Annotated in this window: 24 protein-coding genes; 12 read left to right on the top strand and 12 right to left on the bottom strand. The window is 67.7% G+C overall.

The window, feature by feature from the left end; all coding sequences use genetic code 11:
* Positions 1-9 precede the first annotated feature (9 nt).
* On the bottom strand, positions 10-3444 hold the full coding sequence (gene cas3f / locus G582_RS0114860; protein WP_028840493.1) for a type I-F CRISPR-associated helicase Cas3f: 3435 nt from the start codon (positions 3442-3444) through the stop codon (positions 10-12).
* Complete coding sequence (cas1f, locus tag G582_RS0114855; RefSeq protein WP_028840492.1) at positions 3441-4427, bottom strand: type I-F CRISPR-associated endonuclease Cas1f; 987 nt, start codon at positions 4425-4427, stop codon at positions 3441-3443. Before cas1f ends, cas3f begins: the two co-directional genes overlap by 4 nt.
* Positions 4428-4614: 187 nt before the next feature.
* Between cas1f and G582_RS0114850 the strand changes: the two genes are divergently transcribed.
* The 3 genes from G582_RS0114850 (at position 4615) to G582_RS0114840 (ending at position 8378) form a co-directional block, all read left to right on the top strand.
* Positions 4615-6828, top strand: coding sequence for an NADP-dependent isocitrate dehydrogenase (locus tag G582_RS0114850; RefSeq protein WP_028840491.1), 2214 nt, complete (start codon positions 4615-4617; stop codon positions 6826-6828).
* 101 nt (positions 6829-6929) lie between these two features.
* On the top strand, positions 6930-7754 hold the full coding sequence (locus G582_RS0114845; RefSeq protein ID WP_028840490.1) for a class I SAM-dependent methyltransferase: 825 nt from the start codon (positions 6930-6932) through the stop codon (positions 7752-7754).
* A gap of 81 nt (positions 7755-7835) precedes the next feature.
* On the top strand, positions 7836-8378 hold the full coding sequence (locus G582_RS0114840) for a pseudouridine synthase (RefSeq protein WP_028840489.1): 543 nt from the start codon (positions 7836-7838) through the stop codon (positions 8376-8378).
* A gap of 66 nt (positions 8379-8444) precedes the next feature.
* Here G582_RS0114840 and G582_RS0114835 read toward each other — a convergent pair whose 3' ends face one another.
* Both G582_RS0114835 and hrpB read right to left on the bottom strand, forming a co-directional pair.
* Positions 8445-8768, bottom strand: coding sequence for a hypothetical protein (locus tag G582_RS0114835; RefSeq protein ID WP_028840488.1), 324 nt, complete (start codon positions 8766-8768; stop codon positions 8445-8447).
* Positions 8769-8830: 62 nt separating this feature from the next.
* Entirely contained in the window at positions 8831-11473 is a 2643-nt protein-coding gene (gene hrpB / locus G582_RS0114830; protein WP_038054575.1) for an ATP-dependent helicase HrpB, read from the bottom strand.
* Between the two features lie 190 nt (positions 11474-11663).
* Here hrpB and G582_RS0114825 point away from each other — a divergent pair, with 190 nt between their 5' ends.
* Entirely contained in the window at positions 11664-12470 is an 807-nt protein-coding gene (locus tag G582_RS0114825; protein ID WP_028840486.1) for a TatD family hydrolase, read from the top strand.
* Here the strand turns inward: G582_RS0114825 and G582_RS0114820 are convergent, their stop codons facing one another.
* Together G582_RS0114820 and G582_RS0114815 are read right to left on the bottom strand one after the other, a co-directional pair.
* Complete coding sequence (locus G582_RS0114820; protein WP_028840485.1) at positions 12471-13241, bottom strand: ABC transporter permease; 771 nt, start codon at positions 13239-13241, stop codon at positions 12471-12473.
* Positions 13238-14182, bottom strand: coding sequence for an ABC transporter ATP-binding protein (locus G582_RS0114815; RefSeq protein ID WP_028840484.1), 945 nt, complete (start codon positions 14180-14182; stop codon positions 13238-13240). Before G582_RS0114815 ends, G582_RS0114820 begins: the two co-directional genes overlap by 4 nt.
* A gap of 88 nt (positions 14183-14270) precedes the next feature.
* Here G582_RS0114815 and G582_RS0114810 point away from each other — a divergent pair, with 88 nt between their 5' ends.
* Positions 14271-15035, top strand: coding sequence for an FAD-binding oxidoreductase (locus tag G582_RS0114810; RefSeq protein WP_282705145.1), 765 nt, complete (start codon positions 14271-14273; stop codon positions 15033-15035).
* A 59-nt stretch (positions 15036-15094) separates the two neighbouring features.
* Here the strand turns inward: G582_RS0114810 and G582_RS0114805 are convergent, their stop codons facing one another.
* The 4 genes from G582_RS0114805 to G582_RS0114790 form a co-directional block, all read right to left on the bottom strand.
* A complete protein-coding gene (locus tag G582_RS0114805; RefSeq protein WP_248642839.1) occupies positions 15095-16141 on the bottom strand; it encodes an OmpA family protein in 1047 nt (348 codons plus the stop codon).
* 103 nt (positions 16142-16244) lie between these two features.
* Positions 16245-17432: a hypothetical protein gene (locus tag G582_RS0114800; protein WP_156880603.1), complete on the bottom strand. Its 1188-nt coding sequence runs from the start codon at positions 17430-17432 to the stop codon at positions 16245-16247.
* Between the two features lie 212 nt (positions 17433-17644).
* The gene (locus G582_RS0114795) at positions 17645-18439 is read right to left on the bottom strand and encodes a hypothetical protein (protein ID WP_156880601.1); all 795 of its coding nucleotides are present in this window, start codon (positions 18437-18439) and stop codon (positions 17645-17647) included.
* Positions 18436-18720 (bottom strand): hypothetical protein, encoded by a 285-nt coding sequence (locus G582_RS0114790; RefSeq protein WP_028840479.1) that lies wholly within the window; start codon positions 18718-18720, stop codon positions 18436-18438. Before G582_RS0114790 ends, G582_RS0114795 begins: the two co-directional genes overlap by 4 nt.
* Positions 18721-19052: 332 nt before the next feature.
* Between G582_RS0114790 and G582_RS18130 the strand changes: the two genes are divergently transcribed.
* From G582_RS18130 to G582_RS0114755, 7 genes are read left to right on the top strand one after another with little or no spacing between them, the layout of a single operon-like run.
* Positions 19053-19226 (top strand): hypothetical protein, encoded by a 174-nt coding sequence (locus G582_RS18130; RefSeq protein WP_156880599.1) that lies wholly within the window; start codon positions 19053-19055, stop codon positions 19224-19226.
* The gene (locus G582_RS0114780; RefSeq protein ID WP_051247375.1) at positions 19223-19819 is read left to right on the top strand and encodes a hypothetical protein; all 597 of its coding nucleotides are present in this window, start codon (positions 19223-19225) and stop codon (positions 19817-19819) included. The genes G582_RS18130 and G582_RS0114780 overlap by 4 nt, the downstream gene beginning before the upstream one ends.
* On the top strand, positions 19816-20241 hold the full coding sequence (locus G582_RS17340) for a hypothetical protein (RefSeq protein WP_028840477.1): 426 nt from the start codon (positions 19816-19818) through the stop codon (positions 20239-20241). The genes G582_RS0114780 and G582_RS17340 overlap by 4 nt, the downstream gene beginning before the upstream one ends.
* A complete protein-coding gene (locus G582_RS0114770; RefSeq protein WP_028840476.1) occupies positions 20238-20435 on the top strand; it encodes a helix-turn-helix transcriptional regulator in 198 nt (65 codons plus the stop codon). Before G582_RS17340 ends, G582_RS0114770 begins: the two co-directional genes overlap by 4 nt.
* 45 nt (positions 20436-20480) lie before the next feature.
* Positions 20481-22031 (top strand): alpha/beta hydrolase, encoded by a 1551-nt coding sequence (locus G582_RS0114765; RefSeq protein WP_028840475.1) that lies wholly within the window; start codon positions 20481-20483, stop codon positions 22029-22031.
* Positions 22032-22056: 25 nt separating this feature from the next.
* Positions 22057-22812, top strand: coding sequence for an ABC transporter ATP-binding protein (locus G582_RS0114760; protein WP_028840474.1), 756 nt, complete (start codon positions 22057-22059; stop codon positions 22810-22812).
* Positions 22809-24014: an ABC transporter permease gene (locus G582_RS0114755; RefSeq protein WP_051247373.1), complete on the top strand. Its 1206-nt coding sequence runs from the start codon at positions 22809-22811 to the stop codon at positions 24012-24014. Before G582_RS0114760 ends, G582_RS0114755 begins: the two co-directional genes overlap by 4 nt.
* Before the next feature lie 76 nt (positions 24015-24090).
* On the opposite strand, the gene G582_RS0114750 is transcribed toward G582_RS0114755, so the two are convergent.
* On the bottom strand, positions 24091-25113 hold the full coding sequence (locus G582_RS0114750) for an energy transducer TonB (protein WP_028840472.1): 1023 nt from the start codon (positions 25111-25113) through the stop codon (positions 24091-24093).
* A 76-nt stretch (positions 25114-25189) separates the two neighbouring features.
* Complete coding sequence (gene mnmE / locus G582_RS0114745) at positions 25190-26518, bottom strand: tRNA uridine-5-carboxymethylaminomethyl(34) synthesis GTPase MnmE (protein WP_028840471.1); 1329 nt, start codon at positions 26516-26518, stop codon at positions 25190-25192.
* Between the last annotated feature and the right edge of the window lie 63 nt (positions 26519-26581).

Raw genomic sequence — 26581 nt, 5'->3', positions numbered from 1 at the left:
TGCGCAACGTCAACGCGCCTTGCCGAAGCCAAGCCATGGATGCCAGCGCCAGCCCTGCACGCTTGCCGGCACGTCCACGGTGGTGAATTTTTTCCCGGCCTGCTCCAGTGACAGCTCCTGCGTTTCTGCCTGATCGGCGACCAATGCGGTCATGTCGAAATCGCCCCAGCGGCTGACGCCACAGGCGGGCGCCAGGGAAACCTCGTGCCGTAATTCCTCTGCGGGAACATAAAGCCGATCGCCCCGCTTGCCACCACGCTGCTCTTCCACCCGATGCAGTTTCAGCACGTCGGCGTCCACTTCATCCGGCAGCCAGGCCAGGGTGACATCGCGCTGCGGGTCGTCGCGGAAGGGCTGCTGTTGCGGCAGCACGCCACTCAAGGCAGCCTGCGGATATTGCCAACAGGCGGCGGCGTGATCGCGCAAGGACTGTTGTGCTGCTGGCTGGGTGCCGCGCCGCCCTGAGCAGCGTGCTGGCGCAACGGCGCGCGGCAACAGGCCGGCGCGCAGGCGTGCATGCTCCAGATCGACCCAGCGCTGGCGAGGCTTGAGTTCGGCACGCGGCTGGATGCGCGGAACGGCATCGAGGTGCTGGTATTCGGCGGCCTCCAGTAGATCACCGAGACGATGGCTGGCAAGCAGGAATCGCTCGTCGTCCGTGGTTTTCTCGAAGCCCGGCCGCGTGAACACCGCGCCGCGCGCACCACTTTGCAGCACGCCCTTGAGATTGGTTTCGAACACCAGCAGGTTTGGCCGCACAGGCGCCTTGCGCCGATGGCGCTGCACGCGGCCTGCAAGCTGAATCAGCGAGCGCATCGATGACGGTTCCGCGATGGCCCAGTCGGCATCCCAGTCGCGGCCGACTTCGCAGACCGGCGAAGCCAGCACCACGAATAGTTGGTCGGCTTCGGCATGGGTATCCAGCGCACTGCGTACCTCCGGAAGCTGCCACACGGCATCCGCCTTGCGCCGGTTGAACGTGGCATCCAGCATGGCTTCGATGGCCGAACGCAACAGCAGCGGAAAGCGCGCGTGGTAGACGCACAGGTGCAACCGTACGCCGGGAGGCAACTCGCTTTCGATCAGGGCCCGTGCCACCGAAACAATCGGCTCGATGTTGGCCATGCGCACGATGCCGAAACTGACCCGCTTGCCGGTTCCCGGATCGGACTCGGCATGGTCTCCATGCAGGCGCAGGCAGGCCTCGCGGATGCGGGCGGCGAACGCCACGCGGACGCGCTCCTCGCCCAGTCCGGGATGCGTATCGAGCGGCAGCAGCTCGGCGACGCGCAGCGGTGGCACCTTGCGCAACTCGCCCACTCGGCGTTGGACGAAGCGCGCATGCGCGGCGGCGAAGTCGTCATCGTTCTGGCAGGTTTTCGTCTGCACGCCGAACTCGTCCGCCCACAGGCAGGGCAGATCCAGCGGCGCATCGTCGGCCACGCGCTGCTGACCGCGGTTGCGCCGGTAATGGCGGCGCCCGGCGCGATACGCCAGATACATGCCCTGCACCAGTGACGGCGGCAGGGTGGCGGACGACAGCACCACCCGCGCGCCAAGCATGCCGGCCCAGTGCACCAGGCGGGTCAACGCGGGCAGGTCATCGAGGTCGTAATCGTCCAGTTCATCCAGCACCAGATCGCCGCTCAGCAGGCGCAGCATCGGCGCGATCTGGCGACCGGCGCGCAGGGATTCGGTGGCCGGTGCGAGGTGATCCACCGTGCACACCAGCATCGGCGCGGAAAGCAGCTTGCGGATGTCGGGGTTGGCCAGCGCGCGCGACAGCAGCGGGTGATCCGTGACGTTGCCTTCGTAAAGCACGTGGCTGTCTTCTTCGATCAGCGCCTGAGTGGAGGCGGAGCCTGTGCTTTCGGCCTGCTTCTCGTGGTACTCGAACAGGGCGCGGCTGGCCGAACCGCCGACCAGCACCGCCAGTTCGTCGTCGCCCAGGCTCAGATCCTGACGGTAGCTGCGACCGGTTTGCAGGGTGAGCGTGCGCAGGCCCAGCGCATAGCTCATGCGCAGACCGATTGCCGGATCGGACAGGGCATACAGGATGCGCGCATTGGCCAGCGTCTTGCCGCAGCCTGTGGACGCCATGTTGATGATGAAGGCGCCGTGCTCGCGCGCGGCCTCGCGCAGGCCGGCGGCCGCATCGAACGCCTTGTCCTGCCACGCGAACCTCTTGTCCGCGCTGCGCTTGCGCAGGCCGCGATGATTGGCAAGGCGCGGCAAGTGACGCTCGAAACCGGGCAGCGCGTGGGCGATCAGGCTGGCGGTGTGGCCCACGCCCAGCAGATGTTCCAGCAACGATTGATTGCGCTGTGTGTGGCCACGCTTGTCCTTGCGGGTATTGGCGAAGACGGCCTGGTCGGCCTGCAGGAAGCGCTGGCGTTCGGCGACAGGCATGTCGGCGCCATCCACGCCGAGACTGGAATAGTGGTGGTCGGCCAGCATCAGCGCCAGCCGCGCCAGATGCATGACGTAGGGATTTCCCAGCCAATCACCCTGTGGCTGCGCCTTCCGCTCCAGCAAGGTCTTGGCGACACGGCGTGCCTGGGTTCGCCATGCCGGTGCGACGGCGGGCAACTCGGCCACCAGGTCCCAGTACGGCGTCGCTTCAACCGGCGTGGCGCGCGAATCGATTTCGTTCCAGTCGTGGGCGACTTCGGCCAGCGGGGTTTCCAGCCAGACTTGTCGATGGCCCTTGGCGCGGGCACCGATCCCGGCCTGGCCTTCACCATTTTTCTTTTCCCCCGGCACGCAGGGAAGACGGTGATGGGTGACGATCAGCCAGCCGATCGCGGCGGCCAGCGGCGCGCGTGCAGCAAGCTCGCGAAACGGATAGCGCTCGATGCCCGCATCCACGCCATCGCGCAGGTAGCGACCTTGCGCCGTCCACACGCCATCATCGGCCTCTTCGCTGGCCATGCGTGTCAGCCAGCCGGCATCATCGTCCCCGCCCACGAAGGCCAGGAACAGGCGCAGCGACACCCATTCGTGCCGGTAGCGGTTGCGCTCGTCGAGCCGGCCCTGTAGCCGCTGCTGGAACGCCACGCTGGCCTTGCCGAGGTCATGCAGCAGCGCGCCGAGCTGCGCCAGCAGGCGAATGTGCTCAGCACTGTGCCAGTCGTTCTCGTCGCCTTTGCGCAGCACGTCGCCGGCAGTGGCATTGGTGGGCACGGCGCCCTCGCTGTTGAAGCGCCGCGCGTCGCCGACCACCCACAGCAGTTCGCTGTGGTCGGCGCCGCGAATCCAGTGACAGGCCACGGCGGTGTTCTTGCGTGCAGTCTTGCGCAACAGCTTGCGCAGGGTATCGAGCCCGGCGCGGGTGATCGGCGTCTGCCAGGTGCGGTCGCCGCGGCGTTCGGCGAACTGGTCGAGGATGCGGCGGGTTTCCGTAAGGGCGCGCTTGTCGCATTGACTGACCAACAGCACATTCATGCCGGCTTCCCGCTGGCGAGGGCGGCGGTGTCCAGTGCCACGGCCTTCACCGAATCGATCATGAAATCCAGCGCCTCGCTGCGGGTCAGCGCTTCGATGCAGTTCTGGCGAAAATCTTGCTCTTCATCGCCGCGCATCGCCGAGAGAAAGGCCTGCGGCAGGATGTGGGCATCCTTCACCAGATCGGCGATGTCGAACACCAGGCCGCCGCGGCGGGTCTTGCCGTGCAGGACGGCGAGTCCGTGCGGCAATCCCAGCACCCAGGTCGCGGTGGCACCGAGCCCGTAGGCTAGGTAGTTGCCATGATCGAGGAAGCGGTTGGCCGGATCGCCACCGGTGCCGCCCTTGGCGCGGGTGAAGTCGCCGTAGCCCACGGTATCGACGGCGAGCTTGAACAGGGCCTTGGTGAGGCGTGCCTCTTCGGTCAGCAGATGGGTGTTGTCTTCTGCAAGATCGATCTGTCTAACGGTTGCTTGCAGCAAGTCGTCCAGTCGCCGGGTGTCGATGTCGAAGCCGGCATCACGGAGACTCCGATGCTGCCATTGCGTGCGGATGCGCGCGGCGCGGGCATGCTGGAACGCCTTGGCTGCAGCCAGACGAAGGTCATCATCGAACCAGAACCGCACCCACGCCTGCAGGTATTCGGTGGGCCGGTACTCGGACTGCGGCGAGAACCATGCCACCTCGGTATCGACCTCGTTGGCGCTGAAAAGGGGCGTGCCGCCACCGCCACAGAATCCGACCAGCACGCCGGCCTTGGCCAGCTCGCGCATCGCCGCCTGGGTGATCGAGGTGCCGGTGCCCAGCAATATGGTGGTGGTATTGGCGATAGGAATGTTCCAGTACAGCGAGCGCTTGCCGGCGTCAGTGACATATTCGACGCGGCCGCCATTGACCAGCACCCGGCAATGCTGCAGGTAGTAGATGTTGGCGCGCTTGGAATGCAGGATCGTTTTCAGATCCGACGGTGAAATTTCGTCCACGTCCACTCTTTAGTGTTCGGCCCGGCTTCAAAGATGCCGTAAATCCCGCGGGCCGGAAAACCGGCCCTGTCGTTTCTGCCACCTCCCCGTCTCATTCCCCGCGACTCTCGGTCCATTCTCGCCCCCGCTTTGCCGGCGGGGGCGGCCGGGGCGACAATGGCGGTCTCCTCCGCGAACCCGAGCCGCCATGTCCAAGATCCTCTACACCCTGACCGACGAAGCGCCGTTCCTCGCCACCGCCTCGTTCCTGCCGATCGTGCAGGCCTATGCGAAGACTGCCGGGGTGGCGGTGGACACCCGCGACATCTCGCTGGCGGCACGGATCCTGGCGCAGTTCCCGGAGCTGCTGGGTGAGCGCGCGGTGGCGGATGACCTTGCAGAGCTGGGCGAGCTGGCCAAGACGCCGGAAGCCAACATCATCAAGCTGCCCAACATCAGCGCTTCGATCCCGCAGCTGAAGGCCGCGATCAAGGAGCTGCAGGACCGCGGCTACCCGCTGCCGGACTACCCGGACGCGCCGCAGGGCGAGGGCGAGAAAGACATCAAGGCGCGCTACGACCGCGTCAAGGGCAGCGCGGTGAATCCGGTGCTGCGCGAGGGCAATTCCGACCGCCGCGCGCCGAAGGCGGTGAAGGCCTATGCGAAGAAGCATCCGCACCGGATGGGCAAGTGGGACGCATCCTCGAAGTCGCACGTGGCGCACATGACGGCCGGCGATTTCTACGGCAGCGAGCAGAGCTACACCATGGTCAACGCCGGGCCGGTGCGGATCGAATACACCAGCGTCACCGGCAGCAGCTTCCCGCTGCGCGGGCCGTTGCCACTGCAGGCGGGCGAGATGATCGACGCATCCGTACTGAGCGCCGGCGCGCTGGCCGATTTCATCGACGCGCAGATCGCCGATGCCAAGGCGCAGGACGTGCTGTTCTCCCTGCACCTGAAGGCGACCATGATGAAGGTCAGCGACCCGATCATGTTCGGCATCGCGGTGTCGCGCTTCTATGCGCCGGTGCTGGAAAAGCATCCGCGCACGCTGGCCGAAATCGGATTTGACCCCAACAACGGCATCGGCGACCTGTACGCCAAGCTGGGCCAGCTGGCCGAATCCGAGCGCAGTGCGATCGAAGCCGAGATCAATGCGCTGTACGCGCAACGCCCGGGCCTGGCGATGGTCAATTCCGACAAGGGCATCACCAATCTGCACGTGCCGTCCGACGTGATCGTGGACGCCTCGATGCCGGCGATGATCCGCGACAGCGGCCGGATGTGGAACGCCCGCGGCGAACTGCAGGACACCAAGGCGGTGATCCCGGACCGCTGCTACGCCGGCATCTACCAGGTGGTGATCGACGACTGCAGGGAACACGGCGCGTTCGACCCGGCAACCATGGGCAGCGTGCCCAACGTCGGCCTGATGGCGCAGGCGGCCGAGGAATACGGCAGCCACGACAAGACCTTCAAGATCAGCGGCGACGGCGTGGTGCGGGTGATCGACGAGCACGGCACGGTGCTGCTGCAGCACCCGGTCAAGGCCGGCGACATCTGGCGCATGTGCCAGACCAAGGACGCGCCGATCCGCGACTGGGTGAAGCTGGCGGTCAGCCGCGCGCGCCTGTCGAACACCCCGGTGGTGTTCTGGCTGGATCCGCAGCGCGACCACGACCGCGGCCTGATCGCCAAGGTCGCCGCCTACCTCAACGACCACGACATTTCCGGCCTCGACATCCGCATCCTGTCGCCGGTGGAGGCGATGAAGTTCTCGCTCAAGCGCATCCGCGAGGGCCTGGACACCATCAGCGCCACCGGGAATGTCTTGCGCGACTACCTGACCGACCTGTTCCCGATCATGGAGCTGGGCACCAGCGCGAAGATGCTGTCGATCGTGCCGCTGATGAACGGCGGCGGCCTGTTCGAGACCGGCGCCGGCGGCAGCGCGCCCAAGCACGTGCAGCAGTTCGTGGAAGAGGACTACCTGCGCTGGGATTCGCTGGGCGAATTCCTGGCGCTGGCCGCCTCGTTCGAACACCTGGCCAACACCACCGGCAACAAGCGGGCGCAGGTGCTGGCCGATGCGCTGGACGCGGCCAACGCGAAGTTCCTCGACAACGACCGTTCGCCCGGCCGCAAGCTGGGCACCATTGATAATCGCGGCAGCCATTTCTACGTGGCGCTGTACTGGGCGCAGGCGCTGGCCGAGCAGAGTGCGGACACGGAGCTGGCGGCGAAGTTCGCGGCGGTCGCCCAGGCGCTGGCGGACAACGAAGCGAAGATCGTCGAGGAACTCGTCGCCGTACAGGGCAAGCCGGTGGACATCGGCGGCTACTACCAGCCGGACATGGGCAGGCTGTCGGCGGCGATGCGGCCGTCGGCCACGCTGAACGCGGCGCTGTCGATGCTGTAACCCTCGCCCGTCGGCGACCCGCGAAGCCCGGCCGCGCGCCGGGCTTCGTGTTTGCGGCGGCCCGGTTTACCCTGCAGGGCCCGTCGCATCCGGAGCTCCGCATGACCCGCCTGTCGATTCCCGCGCTTGCCCTGCTGCTGGCCGCCTGCGCCGGCACGCCCACGTCCTCGACCGCGCAGCAGCCGACCACGCCCGCGGCGGATTCCGCGCTGCAGGCCGCGGTGGCCGATCCCGGCCGCGATGCCGCCCAGCGCGCCCGCGACCGCTACCGCCACCCGGCCGAAACGCTGGCATTCTTCGGCCTGAAACCCAGCGACACCGTCATCGAGATCAGCCCGGGCAACGGCTGGTACAGCGCGATCCTGGCGCCGTACCTGCGCGAGCGCGGCCGCTACATCGCCGCCAGCGCCACCCCCGCGCCCGGCCGCAGCAGCGCGCTGCCGGCGCTGTTCGCTGCCGATCCCGCGCGCTACGGCCGCGCCAGCCTGCACTGGTACGACGGCAAGGCGCCGTCGCTGGGCACGCCGGCCAGCGCCGACGCGGTGCTGACCTTCCGCAACGTGCACAACTGGGTGGCCGCCGGCACTGCGGAGGCCTATTTCCAGGCCTTCTTCGCCGCGCTCAAGCCGGGCGGCACGCTGGGGGTGGTGGACCACCGCGCCAAGCCCGGCACCGACTTGGACACGATGAAGAAGTCCGGCTACCTGACCGAAGCGCTGGTGATCGAGTCGGCCACCCGCGCCGGCTTCGTGCTGGACGCGCGTAGCGAGGTCAACGCCAACCCTGCCGACAGCGCGGACCATCCCAACGGCGTGTGGACGCTGCCGCCCACCAACCGCCATGACGCTGGCGATGCGGAAAAGTACCGGGCCATCGGCGAAAGCGACCGCATGACCCTGCGCTTCCGCAAACCGGCCAGCGAATGACTTTTCGATGCGGTGCCATCTGCGCCGCGCCCGCGGCCGACGACGGTGAACCGCGACGCTTCCGGCTTTCGTAACCCGCGCATGCTGATCGCCTTCAACAAACCCTATGGCGTGCTCTGCCAGTTCACCGACCGCAGCCGGCCGCCGCGGCCGACCCTGGCCGGCTTCGGCCTGCCGGCGGACGTGTATGCGGCGGGGCGGCTGGATTTCGATTCCGAAGGCCTGCTGCTGCTGACTGATGACGGACGGCTGGCGCATCGATTGACCGACCCCGCGCACAAGCAGCCGAGAACCTATTGGGTACAGGTGGAAGGCACGCCGGACGCGGCGCAGCTGCAGCAGCTGCGCGACGGCGTGATGCTCAATGACGGTCCCACCCGCCCCGCGCAGGCGCGGCTGCTGGCCGCGCCCGCGCTGTGGCAGCGCGATCCGCCGGTGCGGTTCCGCAAGACCGTGCCGGATGCCTGGCTGGAACTGGTGATCTGCGAGGGCCGCAACCGCCAGGTGCGACGGATGAGCGCGGCGGTGGGCCTGCCCACGCTGCGGCTGGTGCGGGTGGCGGTGGGGCCGCACCGGCTTGATGGCCTGCAGCCCGGCCAATGGCGGGAAACCGCCAGCAGCTGAGGCGATGCGGCGCGCGCTTCGCGCAAAAAACACCGCGCGCCGGGTGCCGACGGCGCGGCGTCCGGCTCAGACGCCGTAGTCGTCGCGCTCGTAGTCGCCGCGGCGCAGCGCGCGCACCTGCTTCGCCTCGCCTTCGATCGTTTCCCTGCGCTTGGCGCGCTGCCGCGCGGCCAGCCACAGCAGGCCGGCACCGACTACCGCGGCCCCGACCAGCACCGGGTTGCGGCGCACGAACTTGCCCGCGACCTTGCTGCCCACCCGCAGGGCACCCAGCGCCGCGCCGGTTTCGACCCACTGCACGGCCTTGTCCGGAAGCTTGCGGCGCAGGCCCTCGCCCACGTCGGCCAACAGTTCCAGGGTCCGATCCTGCGTGCGTTCCAACTTGCCCATGTGCTGCTCCTCGGCTTGCATCGTCTTGACCACGAGTATGGCGTGTCTGCGTGACGGGTGCGTCACGTCCCGCGTGGCTTGGCCCGGTGCGTGGCGATGGCGTTCCACGGGTCGTCCGGCCATGGGTGGCGCGGGTAGCGGCCCTTCATTTCCTTCCTGACCTCGGCATAGGTGTTGGTCCAGAAGTTGTGCAGGTCGGCGGTCACCTGCAGCGGCTTGCCGCCGGGTGAGAGCAGATGCAGCAGCAGCGGCACCCGGCCGTCGGCCACGCGCGGCGTCTGCGCCAGCCCGAACAGCTCCTGCAGCTTCACCGCCAGCACCGGCGGCGCCGGCTCGCCGTGGTCGTCCAGCCGATAGTCGATGCCGCGCTCCAGTCCCGACGGCACCGCGATGCGGGTCGGCGCCAGCTGGTCGATGCGCTGGCGCAGGCTCCAGTCGATGCCGGACTTCAGCGCTTCGGCCAGCTCGCCGGCGTCCAGCGCATCCAGCCTTGTCTTGCCGGCAAACGCGGGCTGCAACCAGAGCTCCAGCGAAGCCAGCAGCGCGGCGTCGGAAAGATCCGGCAGGCCCAGCTCCGGCATCCACGCGCGCAGGCACTGTACTCGGATGCGCCACTGCGACAGCGCCTCGCTCCACGGCAGCACCGACAGGCCCAGCTCACGCACCGCCGCGGTCAACGCGCACGCGGCCTGGTGCGGATCCACCCGCCCCGCCGATTTCACCGCCAGCACGATGCCGTCGAACCGCTCGATGCGCTCGCTGCGCAGCGCGCGCTTGTCGGCATCCCAGCGCACCTCGTCGGCGTCGGAAAAATGGCTCGCGAATTCCGCGCGCAGCCGCGCCTCGTCCACCGGCGCGGCGCGCAGCAACAGCGCATCCTTGGCCTCGAAGCGCAATTCGCTGGCCACCAGCCACGGCTCGCCGTACAGCGCGGAATCGTCGAACAGCCGCGCCATGCGCCCGTTCGCCAGCTGGTAGCGACGCGGGTCCTGCGGATGCTGTTTGGCGATGCGGTCGGGGAAGGCGTGCGCCAGCAGGTCGCCCAGCGCATGCGCCGGCACGGAAACAGGCGGCGAGGCGGCGCAGCGCAGGCGGCGACGCCACTGTTTCGCTGCAGCGTCGATGGCGGCCAGCGCGGAACGGTTGGCATCGGCGGGCACGCGCCCATCGCGGAGTGCGGCCAGCGCCTGCCAGCGCTGCGCCAGCGCGTCGCTGCGCGAACGCAGTGGATCGCGTGCTTCCACCAGCGCCGCCAGATCGCAGGCCAGCGCGATGCGCGCCGGGACATCGGTAGCCAGCAGCATCGCCGCCAGCCGCGGGTGCGTGCCCAGCGCCAGCATCCGCCTGCCGCGTGCGGTGAGCTTGCCGTCACTCAGGGCATCCAATCGCTGCAGCAGATCCCTACCCGCCGCCAGCGCGCCCGATGGCGGCGGATCGACGAAACGCAGTTCGCTGCTGCCCCAGGCCGCCAGCTCCAGCGCCAGCGCCGCCAGTTCCACCTGCGCGATCTCCGGCTTGCGCTGCCCCTCCAGCCGCTGCGACTGCGGCCACAGCCGATAGGCGAAGCCTTCCGCCACGCGCCCGGCGCGACCGGCGCGCTGGTCGGCGCTGGCCTGCGAGATCGTCACGCTGTCGAGCCGCGAGAAGCCGCTGTTGGGATCGAAGCGCGGCTCGCGCGCCAGCCCGCTGTCGATCACCACCCGCACGCCGGGCAGGGTGACCGACGACTCGGCGACGTTGGTGGCCAGCACGATACGGCGGCGGCCATCCAGCGCCGGCTGCAGCACGTGCGATTGCTGTTCGATTGGGAGGTCGCCGTGCAGAGGCAGCACCTCGACATCCGGCGCGAGCGATCTCCGCGGCGGGGGTGTTGCGTCAAGCGCGCCATGGAGGGCGCGCGCCCGAATCGGGGCAGGATGCCCCGACTGAGGGGAAAGCAATGCCCCCGCCGCGAAGAGCGGTCGCTGCAAAAGTGCCTCGGCAAGCACGGCCTCCAACTTCGCGATCTCCCGCCGCCCCGGCAGGAACACAAGCACATCGCCCGGATGCGCGGCCAGCGCATGTTCGATCGCGCGTCGCACCTGCTGCTGCAGCGCCTCGTCGCGGCGCGCGGGGAAATGCGCGATCTCCACCGGGAAGCTGCGGCCCGCACTCGACAGCCGCGGCGCATCGAGGAACGCCGCCAGCCGCTCGCCGTCCAGCGTCGCCGACATCACCACGATCCGCAGGTCCTCTCGCAGCCCGGCCTGCACGTCAAGCGCCAGCGCCAGCCCGAGGTCGCCGGCCAGATGGCGCTCGTGGAATTCGTCGAACAGGATCGCGCCCACGCCTTCCAGCAGCGGGTCGTCCTGCAGCATGCGGGTGAGGATGCCCTCGGTCACGACCTCGATGCGGGTATTCGGCCCGACCTTGTTCTCGAAGCGGATGCGGTAACCCACCGTCTCGCCAACCGCTTCGCCCAGCTGCTTGGCCATGAACCCGGCCGCCGCGCGCGCGGCGACGCGGCGCGGTTCCAGCATCACGATCTTGCGGCCGTGCAACCAATCGGCATCCAGCAGCGCCAGCGGCACCTGCGTGGTCTTGCCCGCGCCGGGCGGCGCTTCCAGCACCAGGCGGGGATGCGCGGCCAGCGAGGCGAGGATGTCCGGCAGCAGCGGGGTGATGGGGAATGCGGAGACGTTCACCCGGTAAGGATACGGGAGCATTGTGTGCCGCTTCGGGCGGGCCGCGCGCCGAAGCCGGCGGGTGCGCTTCGCCGCTCAGGCTCCGCATCCGGCTTCGATGCGCGGCCGCGCGCCATCCATGGCACGCTCGAAGCGCACCCGCCGCCGCCTTCGGCACACGGCATCGCGACTTTCGGTCTTCGACTCCGTTTGCTATCGGTAAAATCGCGCCATGCAACTCATCGACATCGGCCTCAACCTCACCCACGACAGCTTCGACCGCGACCGCGACGCGGTGTGGCAGCGCGCCCGCGATGCCGGCGTGCGCCAGGCCATCCTCACCGGCGCCTCGCGCGAGCATTCGCCGAAGGCGCTGGAACTGGCGCGCACCCGCCCCGGCGAATGGTTCGCCACCGCCGGCGTGCATCCGCACCACGCGACCGAGTACACCGCCGAATGCGATGCCGAACTGCGCGCCCTGCACACCCATCCGGAGGTGGTCGCGGTGGGGGAATGCGGGCTGGACTACTTCCGCGATTTCTCGCCGCGGCCGGCCCAGCGCAGCGCATTCGAAAAGCAATTGCAGATCGCGCTGGACCTTGCCGTCGATGGCGTGGGCAAGCCGCTGTTCCTGCACCAGCGCGACGCCCACGCCGACTTCATGGCGATGATGAAGAACTTCGAAGGCCGGATCGGCCCGGCGGTGGTGCACTGCTTCACCGGCACGCGCGAGGAACTGTTCGACTACCTCGACCAGGACTGGCACATCGGCATCACCGGTTGGCTCTGCGACGAGCGCCGCGGTGCGCATCTGCGCGAGCTGGTGAAGAGCATCCCGGGCAACCGCCTGATGGTGGAAACCGACGCACCCTACCTGCTGCCGCGCACGCTCAAGCCGATGCCGAAGGACCGCCGCAACGAGCCGGCGTTCCTGCCGCACATCGTGGAGGAACTGGCGCGCGACCGCGGTGAGGACTTCGCCACTGCCGCCGCGGACAGCACCGCCACCGCGGCTGCATTCTTCCGCCTGACCGGTTGATCAGCTGCGCAACCCCACGCCCCGCTTGAGCAACCACAGGCCCAGAGCGGCCAGCGCCGTCGCAAAGGCCAGCATCAGCGCGTAGGCCACCCACAGCGGCACGTCGGAGCTGCCCAGCAGGCCGTAGCGGAAGGCGTTGACCATGTAGAAAATCGGGTTGGCGTGGGTGGCTGCCTGCGCCCAGCCGGGCAGCAGGTTGATCGAATAGAACACGCCGCCCAGGTAGGTCAGCGGGGTGAGGATGAAGGTGGGGACGATGGCGATGTCGTCGAACTTCTTCGCGTACACCGCGTTGACGAAGCCGGCCAGCGAAAAAATGATCGCGCCCAGCAGCACTGAGCTCAGCGTCACCAGCGGATGCGGCACGTGCACGCGGGTGAACAGCATGGCGATGCACAGCACGATCGCGCCTACCATCAGCCCGCGCAGCACCGCGCCGGCCACGTAGCCGGCCAGGATCACCCAGTGCGGCATCGGGCTGACCAGCAGTTCCTCGACGTGGCGGCCGAACTTGGCGCCGAAGAACGAACTGCTGATGTTGCCGTAGCTGTTCTGGATCACGCTCATCATCACCAACCCGGGGACGATGAACTCCATGTAGTCCAGACCGCCCATCTTGCCGACCTTGCTGCCGATCAGGCCGCCGAAGATCAGGAAGTACAGGGTCATGGTGATCGCCGGCGGGATCAGCGTCTGCGTCCAGATCCGCAGGATCCGCATCACCTCGCGGCGGGTGACGGTGCCCAGGGCGACCAGGTTCTGGCTGCTCATGCGGCGGCTCCTTCGCGTGCGGTCATCCGCACGAACAGTTCTTCCAGCCGGTTGCTCTTGGTACGCATCGAGCGCACCCGGATGCCGGCGGCGTCGAGCGCGGCGAACACCCGGTTGAGGTCCATCGCCCGCGGCATGTCCAGCTCCAGCGTATGCGGGTCGGCGGCCACCAGGGTGGCGCCCTCGATCGCCGGCAGCGCCGCCGGCAGCGCATCCTCGACGTCGAACAGGAAGCCTTCCACGTCCAGCTTGGCCAGCAGCGACTTCATCGGCCCGTGCTCGACGATGCTGCCGTGGTCGATGATGGCGAGGTTGCGGCACAGGCTCTCCGCTTCCTCCAGATAGTGGGTGGTGAGGATGATGGTGGTGCCGGCGGCGTTGATCTCCTTCAGCGTCTTCCACATGCCGCGGCGGATCTCGATGTCGACGCCGGCGGTGGGCTCGTCGAGGATCAGCAGCTTCGGCTGGGTCATCATCGCGCGGGCGATCATCAGCCGCCGCTTCATGCCGCCGGACAGGGTGCGGCTCATCTTGTCGGCCTTGTCCCACAGCTGCGCGTCCTTCAGCACCTGCTCGGCGCGCGCCAGCGCCTGCGCGCGCGGCAGGCCGTAGAACCCCGCGTAGTTCACGCAGATGTCCAGCGGCTTTTCGAACATGTTGAAGTTGAATTCCTGCGGCACCAGTCCGATCAGGCGCATCGCCGCGCTGCGCTCGGCGTCGATGTCCACGCCGAACACTTCCACCGTGCCACCGCTCTTGTTGACCAGCGAGCTGACGATGCCGATCAGGGTGCTCTTGCCGGCGCCGTTGGGGCCCAGCAGGGCGTGGAAATCGCCGGGCGCCACGTCCAGGCTCACGCCTTTCAGCGCCTGCACGCCGTTGTCGTAGGTCTTGCGCAGGTCGCGCACGCGCAGCGCGGGCACAGCGGGATCGAAGGGCATGGATGGCCTCGTGCGCGGGGGCGGCGCGGGAAGCCGGTAGTATAGGCAGCCCTGTGGCGTCACTCCTGCCACGCACTGTTGCAACGCCGTGGCCATCGCCCATTTCCCGCTGAAGCTCGTCGCCCGCCGGATGATCGCGCCCACCGTGGCGCACCTGTCGTTCGAACGCGACGACGGCCAGCCGCTGCCCTGCATCCCCGGCCAGTTCATCCAGATCCACTTCGACTACGCCGACGGCAGCGCCGCGCGGCGCAGCTATTCGATCGCGGTAGGACGGGCGCTGGACGCACCTGCGGACGGGCGGGTGGATATCGCGGTCAGCTACGTGCCAGGCGGCGCCGCCACCGCGCTGTTCGAGGCGCTGGATATCGGCGCCACGCTCAATGCCAGCGGCCCGTTCGGACGCTTCTGCCTGTATCCCAACGACGCCAACCGCCGCTACCTGCTGATCGGCACCGGCACCGGCATCACCCCGTACCGGGCGATGCTTTCGCAGCTGGCGCAGCAGATGACCCAGCGCGGCGTCGAAGTAGCGCTGCTGCAGGGTGCGCGCACGCCGGAAGAGCTGCTGTACGGCGACGAGTTCCGCGCCTTCGCCGAGACCCATCCCGGCTTCCGTTACTTCCCCTGCCTGTCGCGCGAGCTGCCGGCGGAAGGCTCCGCGCATGCGCATGCCGACGTCCGCCACGGCTACGTGCAGAACGTGCTGCCGGAACTGGCGCCGGACCCGGCCAACGACATCGCCTACCTGTGCGGCAACCCGGACATGGTGGATGCGAACTTCGAGGCGCTGAAGGAAATCGGCCTGCCGGTGCCGATGATCCGGCGCGAGAAGTACGTCAGCAACAAGTAGTCCCGGCGGCCAATTCCCGCTAATCCCGCCACGCGCTCACGCGCGCAGCAGGCGCCTGCTCAGCGCTTCACCAGCTCCACCCGGCGGTTCTTCGCCTTGCCTTCCTGGGTGCCGTTGTCGGCCACCGGTTGCGTGGAACCGAAGCCGGCGGCGGTCAGCCGCGACGCCTCGATGCCCTTGCCGGCGAGCAGGGCGACCACCGCCTTGGCACGGCCCTCGGACAGCCGCTGGTTGTGCGCCGCATCGCCGCTGTCGTCGGTATGGCCGTTGACCGCCAGCTTGAGCGCGCCATCGATCTTCATCAGTTCGGCCACCTGCTCGATCTGCGGCAGAGAATCGGGCAACACGTCGGTCTTGTCGGTGGCGAAGTTGACCTGCAGCGCCACCTTGCCGGCGGCATCCAGTTGTTTTTTCATTTCACTGGCGGGCAGGAGTTGGGCGGTGGCCACGAAGGCCTTTTCCTGGCCGACGATGAGCCCGCCCTGGGCGGTGTCCTGGGCGAAATGGATCCAGATGTTGCCGTCGTCGCGACGCACCACGTAGGTGCTGGCGGGCACGTTGTAGATATCACCCAGGCCTTTGAGGAAGCCCATCGTGATTTCGTCGCCCCAGCTCTTGATGATGTCGTAGGGAATTTTTTCCTCGGAGAGTTTCACTCCACCCATCTGCGCGACCAGCGCTTCCAGATTCTTGCGCAACTCGTACGGGTTGTAGTCGCCTTCCTTCTCAGGATAGACATTGACCAGATAGAAACGCCCTTCCACCCAGTGCGCCCGGCCTTTCACCCAGAACGGGAAGCGCGCGATCCGCTTGGTTTCGGCATCACCGTTGCCGACGTAACCCGCGGGCAGGGTGAGGTAGGGGAAATCGCCCAGCGCCACGGTGCTCAGAGGGACCGACGAAATGTCGAACTCGCCCACCGCCGCCTGACCTGCATCGGCTGCGTCGTCAGCCTGTCCCGGCTTCGCATCGGTAGCCTTTTCCAGCGCGGCCGCGGTGGCCTCCTTCAACGCATCGGTTGCGCCTTCCTTCTTGCAGCCCGCCAGCAGCGCCATCGCGATGGCCGCAGTCACGCCGATTGCCAATCCAGTCCTGTCCAAACGCATCCAAAGCTCCTTGAATATCAAAAATTGCAAGTCCAGCGCACAACGGAAATGCTGCCGGTCTTGTCCGTGCGCGGGCACCGATCTTAGCGGACGTCCAGGAGGCTTACTGGGTGAACGCTTCGAGCGGGATTGATGCTGCCGGTAGATCCGGCGTCGTCACTCTGACCGGTGCCGAACCAGCGCCCGGAGTGAGATAGACATCGGTAGGCAGATCGAGATCCGGCATCAATGCACATGCGCCGGCGTGCGCCGCGCAGGAAGCATTGAAGCCAAGCAGATTCGCCTGCATCCAGCGCCTCAGCAATGGATAGGCCGTGACCAGGCTGGCCTGATCGCGCGCAAATACGATGACCCGCGGTCGCAGTCCCTGGCGCTTGGCTCGCTTTTCATATTCGGCCACGGAAGTGTACGTACCGGATTTTCCATATGTCAGGCCCAGGATGTCATCCACGACTGCGGCCAATTCCAGCTGCCCGGTTTTGTCCGCGATGACCACCGACTGGAGATTCGCCTCTTCGTACTTGAAGCCCCAGGTCACGGTGCTTCCATCCGATGTCGCCATCACCCTTCCCGCGGCTTGCAACCCCGCAAGAATGCGATCCGATACATGCATCTCCGGATAATTGACCAGCCCCACGGACGAGCCCAGGGTCGCGGTGCCCACCAGCTGCTTGAGCGCCCCTTCATCAGGCGCGTCTTCCAGCTTGAGCACACTCGCCCGGGGAGGTGCCACCTGCTTCATCTTGTACAACCAACCGTCGTACATGTGCCAGAGCTGCTCGTTTCCATCCTCGTACGCGATTTCGTACCAGTACGCAGGATCTCCGGCTTTGTCATCCGGCGCATGGATCTCCAGCACCGCCACGGCATCCCGGTCGGCGCCGAATCCGTAGAAGCCGCTCCAATACCCGCCCCAGCGCGTCGCGGGAATCTCCCCCTCGGCCCGCAAAACCGGATAACAGGAAATCCGGTAGCGCGGCCTCGCCACGGATGCCCTGTTCCAGTTCGATTCGAACATTCCGGCCGAGAGCACGACCATTTTCCCGATGCGCTCCTTTGCTTGTTCATCCGGACTCGAACTGCCGGCGTACCGGGAAACCGAAATGATCTCGTAGCTCCCCAGGTATTCCGCCGTACTTCCATTCTGTTTGCATGAGGCCGTTTCGACACGTGCCGGAACAGGACGGGCGCCGCCTCGATCGGCCGGGGCTGCCGTTGCCGCCTGCCCGCTCCTGTCAGCATAGCCTTCGCTTCGTGCGCCACTACCCGCCAGCACCGGCAGCACCGCCAACACCGATATTCCGAAAAGACCAGCGCATCTCAGCACTACCGACTTCCTCCGGGAAGTACGCCGAGGTCCGCCGTTTTTTCATGACTCATCGATTCGTATCCCCGGCGAAACGTCTTTATGGAGCCTGATGGCAGGTGGCGAGGGAGCTTCGCGTGTGGCCTCAACGACGCCACAAGCGGCGCTACGCATTCCACGCCGAAGGTACGCATGCGTCAGTCTCCCGCTGCCGGCGCGTCGAGCTCGGCCATGGCGCGCCCGACTTCCGGCAGCAGGCCTTTGCCAACGGTCATGGTTTCCAGTTCGAGGTTGCAGCCAGGTCCCTGTGAGCCATGCCTGCTCTCCAGCGGCAGCCCACCCAGATACGCCATCGGCCCGAGTTCGCCTGCACATGGCGAGTCCACCGGCCCGTCGCTCATGCCGATGTCCAGTCCGCCGGACCAGACACACGCCTCATGGTTCTCGCTGCGCCAGCGCGTGCACGGCTGACCCTTGACCTGCGACTCCCCTATCCGCGTGAAGCCCAGCAGCTTGGCCCCCAATGCCACGTCCGACGGATCCACCGGCGAAATCTCCATCGGAGTGCCGTCGATCTCGCGGAAACTCTGGCTTTCCTCCTGAAGCTGTTCTTCCAGCCTGATCACGCAGCCGCCATCGGCGCGCTCCTCCAAGACGTGGCGCCAAGTCCGTTGCCGGCCGTAGGCACCGCGATCGTCCCGCCACAGTTCCACAGCGCCGGTGTCAAGCTTCTGGACTTCACCCGGCGCAAGGCCACGCACCAAGCGACCGCTTGCCTTGCAACCCTCCTCCAGCACGGCGTAGTTCCAGCGCGCCATGTGCTTGCCGTCGTACAGCCGTTCCCACCGCAGGGTTGCGTGCACGGCGCGGCGATTGACCGCGGCGCTCCCTGCGCCGGCTTCACCTGCCGTGTCCTCCGCAGCGCTGGAGTGGCATCCAGCTGAGGCGAAGAGGCAGAGGGCGGCGGCAGAGGCCGCAATCGTCTTGTTCATGGGCCCGCCAGAGGGATGAGTTTGTCGGCCCGCGGGGTTTCCACCAGGCGCGCCTGCCAGTAGGGGCTGAACATGCTGCCTTGCTCGAACTTGCCGGCGCCCCGGCCCCAGACGATGCGCTTGAACGGCGCGTACTCGTGGGGCCGGTTGAAGTACACCTGTGCGCTGGCCATCGCGCGGAGCTCGCGGCCGCGCGCCTGATCCTTCAGCGCCATGCGACCGGCGCCAGCGCCGAGCGCGGAATTGCTCCGCGCATTGCACACCCCGGTTGCCATTTCCATGGTTAAGATCGGACCAGCCTTGTCGCCCTCTGGAAGTTCGCCACAGCCCACGCGTGTGCCGGGGCCGGTTCTAGATATCGCGCACTTCCGACCTTCAACCTGCGGCTCTTTCCTTTACAACTGCCATTTATTCCCCCTGAATGTGACATTTAATGTCACTAACGGCCGTTTTTTTGCAAATCTATCACGCCTTTTGTGACAAACAACACAAACGATTTGCGCAGCGCATCGCGCGCCTCGCGCTAACCCAAGGCCCTGTCAAGCAACCTTGACAATCCTTTCGTGACGCCGGTATCGTCCCTGTCAAGCTCGCTTGACATAGGATTTCCGTCATGGTCACACCGCGCAACCGCCTGAAAGGCACCGGCACCGGTCTCCTCGGCGTCGGCATGGCCTTCTTGGTCCTCGCCTTCAATGGGCAACCGGCCATGCTGGGCGTCGGCATGGCATTCCTGGCCGTGGGGCTCGGCTTGCTGGATCGCGCGCGCAGGGGCGGTGGCCAGTGACCCTGCGGCGCTGGATGTGGATCTTCGTCGCCATCGGCCTGGCCGCGCTGGCGCTGGCCGCGGCCGGCCAATGGCTGCTGCGCTGGCCGGACGAGATGGTGGGCATGTGGGTCGGCATCGGCGCCGGCTACCTGCTGGGCGCGGCCCTGTTCCTGCTGCTGCCGCGCTGGTGGCGCCAGCATTGCGACGAGATGTATGCGCAGCCGGCCGGCCGCCGCTACCTGCGCGCACTGTGGCCGATCATGGTGGGCTATTCGCTGACCCTGTTCCTGTCGATCTGGCTGGTCAAGCGCGGGATCGAATCGGTGCCGCTGCGCGCGCTGGTGGCGGTGTTGCCGGCGCTGGCGATCGCGCTGCTGATGCGCGCCGCGCTGCGCTACCTGCGCGAGATCGACGAGTTGCAGCGGCGCATCGAAACCGAGGCGATCGGCGCTGCCAGCCTGCTGGTGTCGCTGCTGTATTTCGCCACCGGGCTGCTGCAGAAAGCCAAGGTCGTCGATGTTGACGCCGCCGCCGCGATGATCTGGGTGTTCCCGTTGCTGTGCGCCAGCTACGGCATCGCCAAGATCGTGCTGACGAAGCGCTACCTGTGAGCGCGCTCGCACGCTACTGCCAGCACCTGAGCCCGGCCTTGCGCGCGTACTACCGCGCTTCGGCATTGCCTTCGCTGTTGTTCCTGGCGTTGACCGGCCTGCACGAATGGCTTTCCCGCCAGCCGGATCTGGCGCGGTGGCTGCGCTTTGCCGGCGCACTGGCGCCGGCCGCCGCGATGGCTTGGCTGTTCGCCTGCTACCTGCGCTTCCTGCGCGACTGCGACGAACTGGAGCGCGGCATCGAGTTGAAGGCGCTGGCCTGGGCCGCAGGCATCAGCCTGCAGGGGCTGATGGCCCTGCTGTTCCTGATCGACGCCGGCCTGCTGGACTGGCCGCAGAAGCGCCTGATGGCAGTACTGACGGTGCTGCTGCTGGCCAGTTACGCACTGGTTCGTGGTGGCCTGCACCGCAGGTACGCATGAACAACCGTCTGCGCGAACTGCGGGAATGCGAGGGCTTGTCGCAGGGCGAACTGGCGCTGCGGCTGGACGTGTCCCGGCAGACCGTCAACGCGCTGGAGACCGGCAAGTACGACCCGTCGCTGCCACTGGCCTTCCGCATCGCCCGCCTGTTCGCCTGCCGCATCGAAGACATCTTCCTGCCCGATGAAACCTGAATCCTTCCGCTTTTCCACCTGCAAGCACCCAAAGGGGTTGTCCCGATGAACTCCCGCAAGACCAGACTGATCCTTGCCGTCGCGGTTGCCGCCGCGATCTTCGGCTACAAGGCATTGAACCCGAAGCCGGACGCAGGCGATTCGCCGCTGGCCGCCGCCTCGGACGCCAAGCCGGTCGCGCCGGTCCAGCCGGTGATGCTGGGCCAGATCGCCTTCACCTCGTGCAGCCTGAGATCGCCGATGGCCAAGGAAAGCTTGGAGGCGATGTGCGCCACCTATGCGGTGCCGGAAGACCGCGCCAAGCCGGAAGGCCGCAAGATCGCGCTCAACATCGCCTGGCTGCAGGCCACCGGCAAGGGCGAAAGGATGCCCGACCCGGTGTTCTTCCTCGCCGGCGGACCCGGTCAGTCGGCGGTCGAAACCTTCCCCGGCCTGGATCCGGTGTTCAAGGAAGTGCGCAAGCAGCGCGACGTGATCCTCGTCGACCAGCGCGGCACCGGCAAATCCAACCTGCTGTCCTGCAAGGCGCCGGACGGCGGCGATGACGCCTTCGATCCATCGCCCGAGGCGATGCAGGCGCAGGCCACCACCTGCGCGGCCGAGCTTTCGAAAAAGGCCGACCTGCGCCACTACACCACCACCGACGCCATCGCCGACCTCGAGGCGGTGCGCCGGGCCATCGGCGCCGAGCAGGTCAACCTGGTTGGCGTGAGCTACGGCACCCGCGTCGCCCAGCAGTACGCGATGCGCCATCCGGCCGCGACCCGCAGCATCGTGCTGGATTCGCCGGTGCCCAACGCGCTGGGGCTGGGCAACATCTTCGCCCGCAACCTCGACGACGCGCTGGCGCTGCAGTTCGCGCTGTGCAGCAAGGACCCCGCCTGCAAGGACAAGCTGGGCGATCCGCGCGCGCAACTCGACGTGCTGCTGACCACGCTGCGCGCCAACCCGGTGCAGCTGCAGTACCGCGACGCCAGCAGCGGCGAGATGAAGCAGGGCACGCTGCGTGCGGAAACCGTGGCCGGGCTGGTGCGCATGTACGCCTACATGCCGCTGGCCAGCGGCCTGCTGCCGAAGCTGATCCACGAAGCCAACGCCGGCCGCTACGAGAACCTGATGGCGCTGTCGAAGATGATGAGCGGCGACATGCAGGACGCGATGGCGATGGGCATGCAGCTGTCGGTGATCTGCAGCGAGGATGCCAACAGCATGGTGGTGCGCGAGGAAGACGCGAATACCGTGCTCGGCAACTTGATGCCGTCGGGCATGGCCGCGATGTGCAAGGCCTGGCCGAAGGGCGCGGTGCCGGCCGACTTCAACCAGCCGCTGGCCACCAAGGTGCCGGCGTTGGTGCTGGCGGGCGAGTTCGACCCGGTGACCCCGCCGCGCTACGGCGAGGAGATCGTGAAGTCGCTGGCCAACGGCCGCCTGTTCGTGCTGCGTGGCCAGGGCCACAGCGTGATCGGCGCCGGCTGCATGCCCAAGCTGTTCACCCAGTTCATCGAGAAGGCCGATGCCAAGGCGCTGGACGGCAAGTGCCTGGACACGCTGGCCTATCCCTCGCCCTTCATCAGCTTCAACGGCGCGCAGCCGTAAGCCACCCTCCAACAGGACGCTTGCAATGATCGTTGCAGAACACCTTCGCAAGACCTTCCCCGGACGGGGCAAGGACAAGACCCCGGTCATCGCCGTGGACGACGTGGGCTTCACCGCCCGCGACGGCGAGATCACCGGCCTGCTCGGCCCCAACGGCGCCGGCAAGACCACCACCCTGCGCATGCTCTACACCCTGATGTCGCCGGAGTCCGGCCGCGTGCTGGTGGACGGCATCGACGTGGCCAGCGACGCCGAACGCGTGCGCCGCAGCCTGGGCGTGCTGCCCGACGCGCGTGGCGTGTACAAGCGCCTGACCGCGCGCGAGAACATCGACTACTTCGGCAAGCTGCACGGGATGTCGCCGGCGGAGATCGCCGCGCGCACCGGCAGGCTCGCGCAGGCGCTGCAGATGGAAGACTTCCTCGACCGCGCGACCGAGGGTTTCAGCCAGGGCCAGCGCACCAAGACCGCGATCGCGCGCGCACTGATCCACGATCCGAAGAACGTCATCCTCGACGAGCCCACCAACGGCCTCGACGTGATGACCACCCGCGGCCTGCGCGGCTTCCTGCAGGAACTGCGCGGCGAAGGTCGCTGCGTGATCTTCTCCAGCCACATCATGCAGGAGGTGGCGGCGCTGTGTGACCGCATCGTGATCATCGCCCGCGGCAGGGTGACCGCGCAGGGCACCCCGGACGAACTGCGCGCACTGACCGGCGAGGCCAATCTGGAAGACGCATTCGTGAAACTGATCGGCAGCGAGGAAGGACTGCACGCATGAACAACTCCACGCACAAGACCGGCTTTTTCGCCGCCATGCTGACGGTGATGCGCAAGGAGTGGCTGGACTTCTTCCGCGACCGCCGCACCTTCTATCTCAGCCTGCTGGTGGCGCCGCTGCTGTACCCGCTGATCTTCCTCGGCATCGGCAAGCTCACCCAGATGCGCGCCGAGACCCAGCTGGAGAAGACCCTCAGCGTGCCGGTGGTGGGCATGGAGCGCGCGCCCAACCTGGTCAAGTTCCTGGCCAGCTACGGCATCGAAGCCAAACCGGCACCGGCCGACATCGAAGCGCGCGTGCGCGCCCAGCAGGAAGACCTGGCGCTGGCGATCGATGCCGATTTCGCCAAGGACTGGCATGCCGGCAAGCCCGCCAAGATCGACATCATCACCGACACCACCCGCCGCAACGGCGACGTGAAAGTGGCGCGGGTGGGCAAGGTGCTGGAGGGCTACGGCAACGGCGTCGGCGCGATGCGGCTGCTGATCCGCGGCATCAACCCGGGCATCGCCACGCCACTGCACGTGGGCACCCGCGACATGGCCACGCCGGAAGCCAAGAACAGCCAGTTCATGTCGATCCTGCTGCCGATGATCCTGACCATCTTCGCCTTCATCGGCGGCGCGCATCTGGCGATGGACACCACCGCCGGCGAGCGCGAGCGGCAGTCGCTGGAACCGCTGCTGGCCACGCCGGCATCGCGCGCGGCGCTGGTGGGCGGCAAGATGCTGGCGGCGGCCCTGCTCGGCCTGGCGTCGATGCTGCTGATCCTGGTGTCGTTCAAGCTGTCGGCCACGTTGGCCAGCGGCATGGCCAAGCAGATGGACGTGAGCTTCCTGGCCATGGGCAAGCTGCTGCTGACGCTGGTGCCGCTGGTGCTGATCGGCACCGCGCTGATCACCGCGCTGGCCGCCGGCGCCAAGAGCATGAAGGAAGCGCAGAGCCACATCATGTGGCTGATGATGCTGCCGATGCTGCCGGCCTACGGCCTGATGGCCTATCCGCTGAAGGACACCGCGCTGTGGCAGTACGCGGTTCCGTTCCTGTCGCAGAACCAGCTGATCCAGAAGATCACCCGCGGCGAAACCGCGTCGATGGAGCAGTGGGGTCTGTATCTGGCCAGTTCGCTGGCGTTGGCGGCGGCGCTGTGGGCGCTGGCGGTGTGGCGCTACCGGCAGGAGAAGCTGGCGATCTCGGCCTGATCGATCCACCCGCTTCCCGCGTAAACAAAAAGCCCGGCGTCCGCCGGGCTTTTTGCTGCCGCTCGCTCCGCCGCGCTTACTGCTCGAACGAAATCGTGCGGCGGCTGGTGGTGGCCTGGCCGATCGGCTGGAAGCGCCAGCGCTTGACCGCATTCAGCGCCTCGCGCTCGAACTCGCGTTGGAACTGGCGGGTGCCGTCGGACGAAACCACCCGCGCGCTGGCGATGTTGCCATCGGTGCCGACGGTGAACTCCACCTGCACCGAGCCGGTAGCACCGGCACGCTGCGCGGCCGGCGGGAACTTCGGCCCGGGCTGGCTGATCGCGCGCAATTCGGTCGACGCCGCGGCCGGCCGCGCTGCGGCGGCCGACGCCGCCTGCTGGCGCTGCGCCGCTTCACGCTCGGCAGCCTCGCGCTGCGCGGCCTCGCGTTGCGCGGCTTCACGCTGGGCCGCCTCGCGCTGCGCAGCTTCACGCTGGGTCTGCTCCTGCTGTGCCACCTGCTGGCGCTGCTGCTCCTGCTGCTTGCGCTGGTCTTCCTCGCGCTGCTTGAGCTGATCGGCCTTGCGCTTGGCCTCTTCTTCGGCGGTCAGCTTCTGCGTCTCGGTCTGCTGCTTGAGCTTCGATTCGCCGCTGGCGACGCTGGCCTTCAGCCGCTCCAGCGCCGGGTGGTTGGGATCCGCCTTGCCGATCAGGGCCAGCAGGCGCGAAGCCTCCTCGTAGTCCTCGCGGGCGATGCTCTGCTCGGTGGCGATCACCGTCATCGGCAACAGATCGCTGAGTGCGCTGGATGCACCGGCATCGCCAGGCTGCTTGTCGCGCAGGGCGAGGTAGTACTCCATCGCGTTGTTGCCGGGCGGCGCGTACAGCCGGTTGTCGTTGTAGGCGGTGTTGGCCGCGTCGCGCAGCTGGTCGACACCCATCGCCGACACCGACGCCGCCACCACCGTTTCCGGCGTCGGCGCGGGCGCTGCCTGTTGCGCCGCCTGCGGACCCGCAGCCGCCTGTTCGTCCTTCTTGCATGCCCCCAGCGCGCAGGCCACGGCCACCGTCAGTGCGACCGGGACCCACCCCTTTCGCATCTTGTTGTTTGCAGTCATTGCGTTCCCCCTGTTATGCAAAGCGCTTTTCAGCGTAGCACGCGGCATCCGGGCGCCGGTTGTCAAGTGGATGGGCTCATTTGCCGATGCAGAACGAGCTGAAAATGTGACCCAATAAGCCATCCGCATCGACCCGCCCACCGATGGCACCCAGCGCATCGTGCGCACGCAGCAGTGCTTCCGCGGCCAGTTCCAGGCGTTCGACGGACAGTTCCGCCGCGGCCTGTGCCAACCAGTCGTCGGCCTGCGCCAGCGCCTGCACGTGGCGCGCGCGCGCCGAAAACGCGCCCTCGCCCGCGCCGCCACCGGCCAGCGCGAACAGGCGCTGGTGCAGCTGCGCCAGCCCCAGGCCCGTATGCGCCGACACCGCCAGCGCGTCATCGTCCAGCGCGGGAGATGCGGGCAGCAGGTCGACCTTGTTGTGCAGCCACAGCACCTGCGCCACGCCGGCCAAATCGGCGGCGAGCGCGGCCCGCCCGGCTTGGGGATCGCGCGCATCCAGCACCGCCAGCGCGAGGTCGGCGCGCCCCAGTTCGCCGCGGGCGCGGCGGATGCCTTCGGCCTCGATGGCATCGTCGGCATGGCGCAACCCGGCGGTATCGGCCAGGGTCAGCTCGACCCCGTCGATGCGGATGGTTTCCTGCAGCACGTCGCGGGTGGTGCCGGCGATGTCGGTGACGATGGCGCGGTCGCTGCCCGCCAGCGCATTGAGCAGCGAGCTCTTGCCGGCGTTGGGCGGGCCCGCCAGCACCACGTGCAGGCCGTCGCGCAGCTTGCGCCCGCGCTCGGCGTCACTGCGCAGCTGCACCAGTGCGTCGCGCGCCTGTTGCAGCCGGCCGAACAGGACCGCGCCGCCAAGCGTGTCCAGCGGTTCGTCGGCGAAGTCGATCGCCGCTTCCACGTGCACGCGGATCGCCAGCAGCTGCGCCATCAGCGCATCGACGCGATGCGAGAACGCGCCGTCCAGCGACCGCCGCGCCGCTCGCGCCGCTCGCGCGTCGGCGGCCGCGATCAGGTCGGCAATGGCCTCGGCCTGCGCAAGATCGAGCTTGCCGTTGAGAAATGCGCGCTGGCTGAACTCACCCGGCGCGGCCTGGCGCGCACCCAACGCCACGCAGCGCGCCACCAGTTCACCCAGCAGCACCGGGCCGCCATGCGCCTGCAGCTCCACCACGTCCTCGCCGGTGAAACTGGCAGGACCGGCGAAATACAGGGCGATGCCATCGTCGAGGGTCTCGCCATCGGCATCGGTGAAGCGCGCGTACTGCGCCATGCGCGCCCGCAACGGCTTGCCGCAGATGCGCTCGCCGATTGGCCGCGCCTGCGGCCCGGACAGGCGCACGATGCCGACCCCGCCTTCGCCGGCGGCGGTGGCAATCGCGACGATGGTGTCGGTGTCGGACATGCGGGGATGATCGCAGACGGACCCGCTCGCGGCGAGACGATGTGCGGTGGGCCGATGGCCAAG

It is taken from the genome of Thermomonas fusca DSM 15424, assembly GCF_000423885.1.
Lineage (GTDB): Bacteria > Pseudomonadota > Gammaproteobacteria > Xanthomonadales > Xanthomonadaceae > Thermomonas > Thermomonas fusca.
Note: the sequence above shows the minus strand (reverse complement) of the source record. Positions and strands in the feature narration are given on the sequence as shown.

Coding starts and splice junctions, on each gene's coding strand:
- G582_RS0114815 (WP_028840484.1), bottom strand. CDS start 14,182: ATGCCCTTCGATCCCGCTGTGCCCGCGCTGCGCGTGCGCGACCTGCGC.
- G582_RS0114850 (WP_028840491.1), top strand. CDS start 4,615: ATGTCCAAGATCCTCTACACCCTGACCGACGAAGCGCCGTTCCTCGCC.
- hrpB (WP_038054575.1), bottom strand. CDS start 11,473: ATGCTCCCGTATCCTTACCGGGTGAACGTCTCCGCATTCCCCATCACC.
- cas3f (WP_028840493.1), bottom strand. CDS start 3,444: ATGAATGTGCTGTTGGTCAGTCAATGCGACAAGCGCGCCCTTACGGAA.
- G582_RS0114765 (WP_028840475.1), top strand. CDS start 20,481: ATGAACTCCCGCAAGACCAGACTGATCCTTGCCGTCGCGGTTGCCGCC.
- G582_RS18130 (WP_156880599.1), top strand. CDS start 19,053: ATGGTCACACCGCGCAACCGCCTGAAAGGCACCGGCACCGGTCTCCTC.
- G582_RS0114845 (WP_028840490.1), top strand. CDS start 6,930: ATGACCCGCCTGTCGATTCCCGCGCTTGCCCTGCTGCTGGCCGCCTGC.
- G582_RS0114750 (WP_028840472.1), bottom strand. CDS start 25,113: ATGACTGCAAACAACAAGATGCGAAAGGGGTGGGTCCCGGTCGCACTG.
- G582_RS0114790 (WP_028840479.1), bottom strand. CDS start 18,720: ATGGAAATGGCAACCGGGGTGTGCAATGCGCGGAGCAATTCCGCGCTC.
- G582_RS0114820 (WP_028840485.1), bottom strand. CDS start 13,241: ATGAGCAGCCAGAACCTGGTCGCCCTGGGCACCGTCACCCGCCGCGAG.
- G582_RS0114825 (WP_028840486.1), top strand. CDS start 11,664: ATGCAACTCATCGACATCGGCCTCAACCTCACCCACGACAGCTTCGAC.
- G582_RS0114770 (WP_028840476.1), top strand. CDS start 20,238: ATGAACAACCGTCTGCGCGAACTGCGGGAATGCGAGGGCTTGTCGCAG.
- G582_RS0114760 (WP_028840474.1), top strand. CDS start 22,057: ATGATCGTTGCAGAACACCTTCGCAAGACCTTCCCCGGACGGGGCAAG.
- G582_RS0114795 (WP_156880601.1), bottom strand. CDS start 18,439: ATGAACAAGACGATTGCGGCCTCTGCCGCCGCCCTCTGCCTCTTCGCC.
- G582_RS0114835 (WP_028840488.1), bottom strand. CDS start 8,768: ATGGGCAAGTTGGAACGCACGCAGGATCGGACCCTGGAACTGTTGGCC.
- mnmE (WP_028840471.1), bottom strand. CDS start 26,518: ATGTCCGACACCGACACCATCGTCGCGATTGCCACCGCCGCCGGCGAA.
- G582_RS0114805 (WP_248642839.1), bottom strand. CDS start 16,141: ATGCGTTTGGACAGGACTGGATTGGCAATCGGCGTGACTGCGGCCATC.
- G582_RS0114840 (WP_028840489.1), top strand. CDS start 7,836: ATGCTGATCGCCTTCAACAAACCCTATGGCGTGCTCTGCCAGTTCACC.
- G582_RS0114755 (WP_051247373.1), top strand. CDS start 22,809: ATGAACAACTCCACGCACAAGACCGGCTTTTTCGCCGCCATGCTGACG.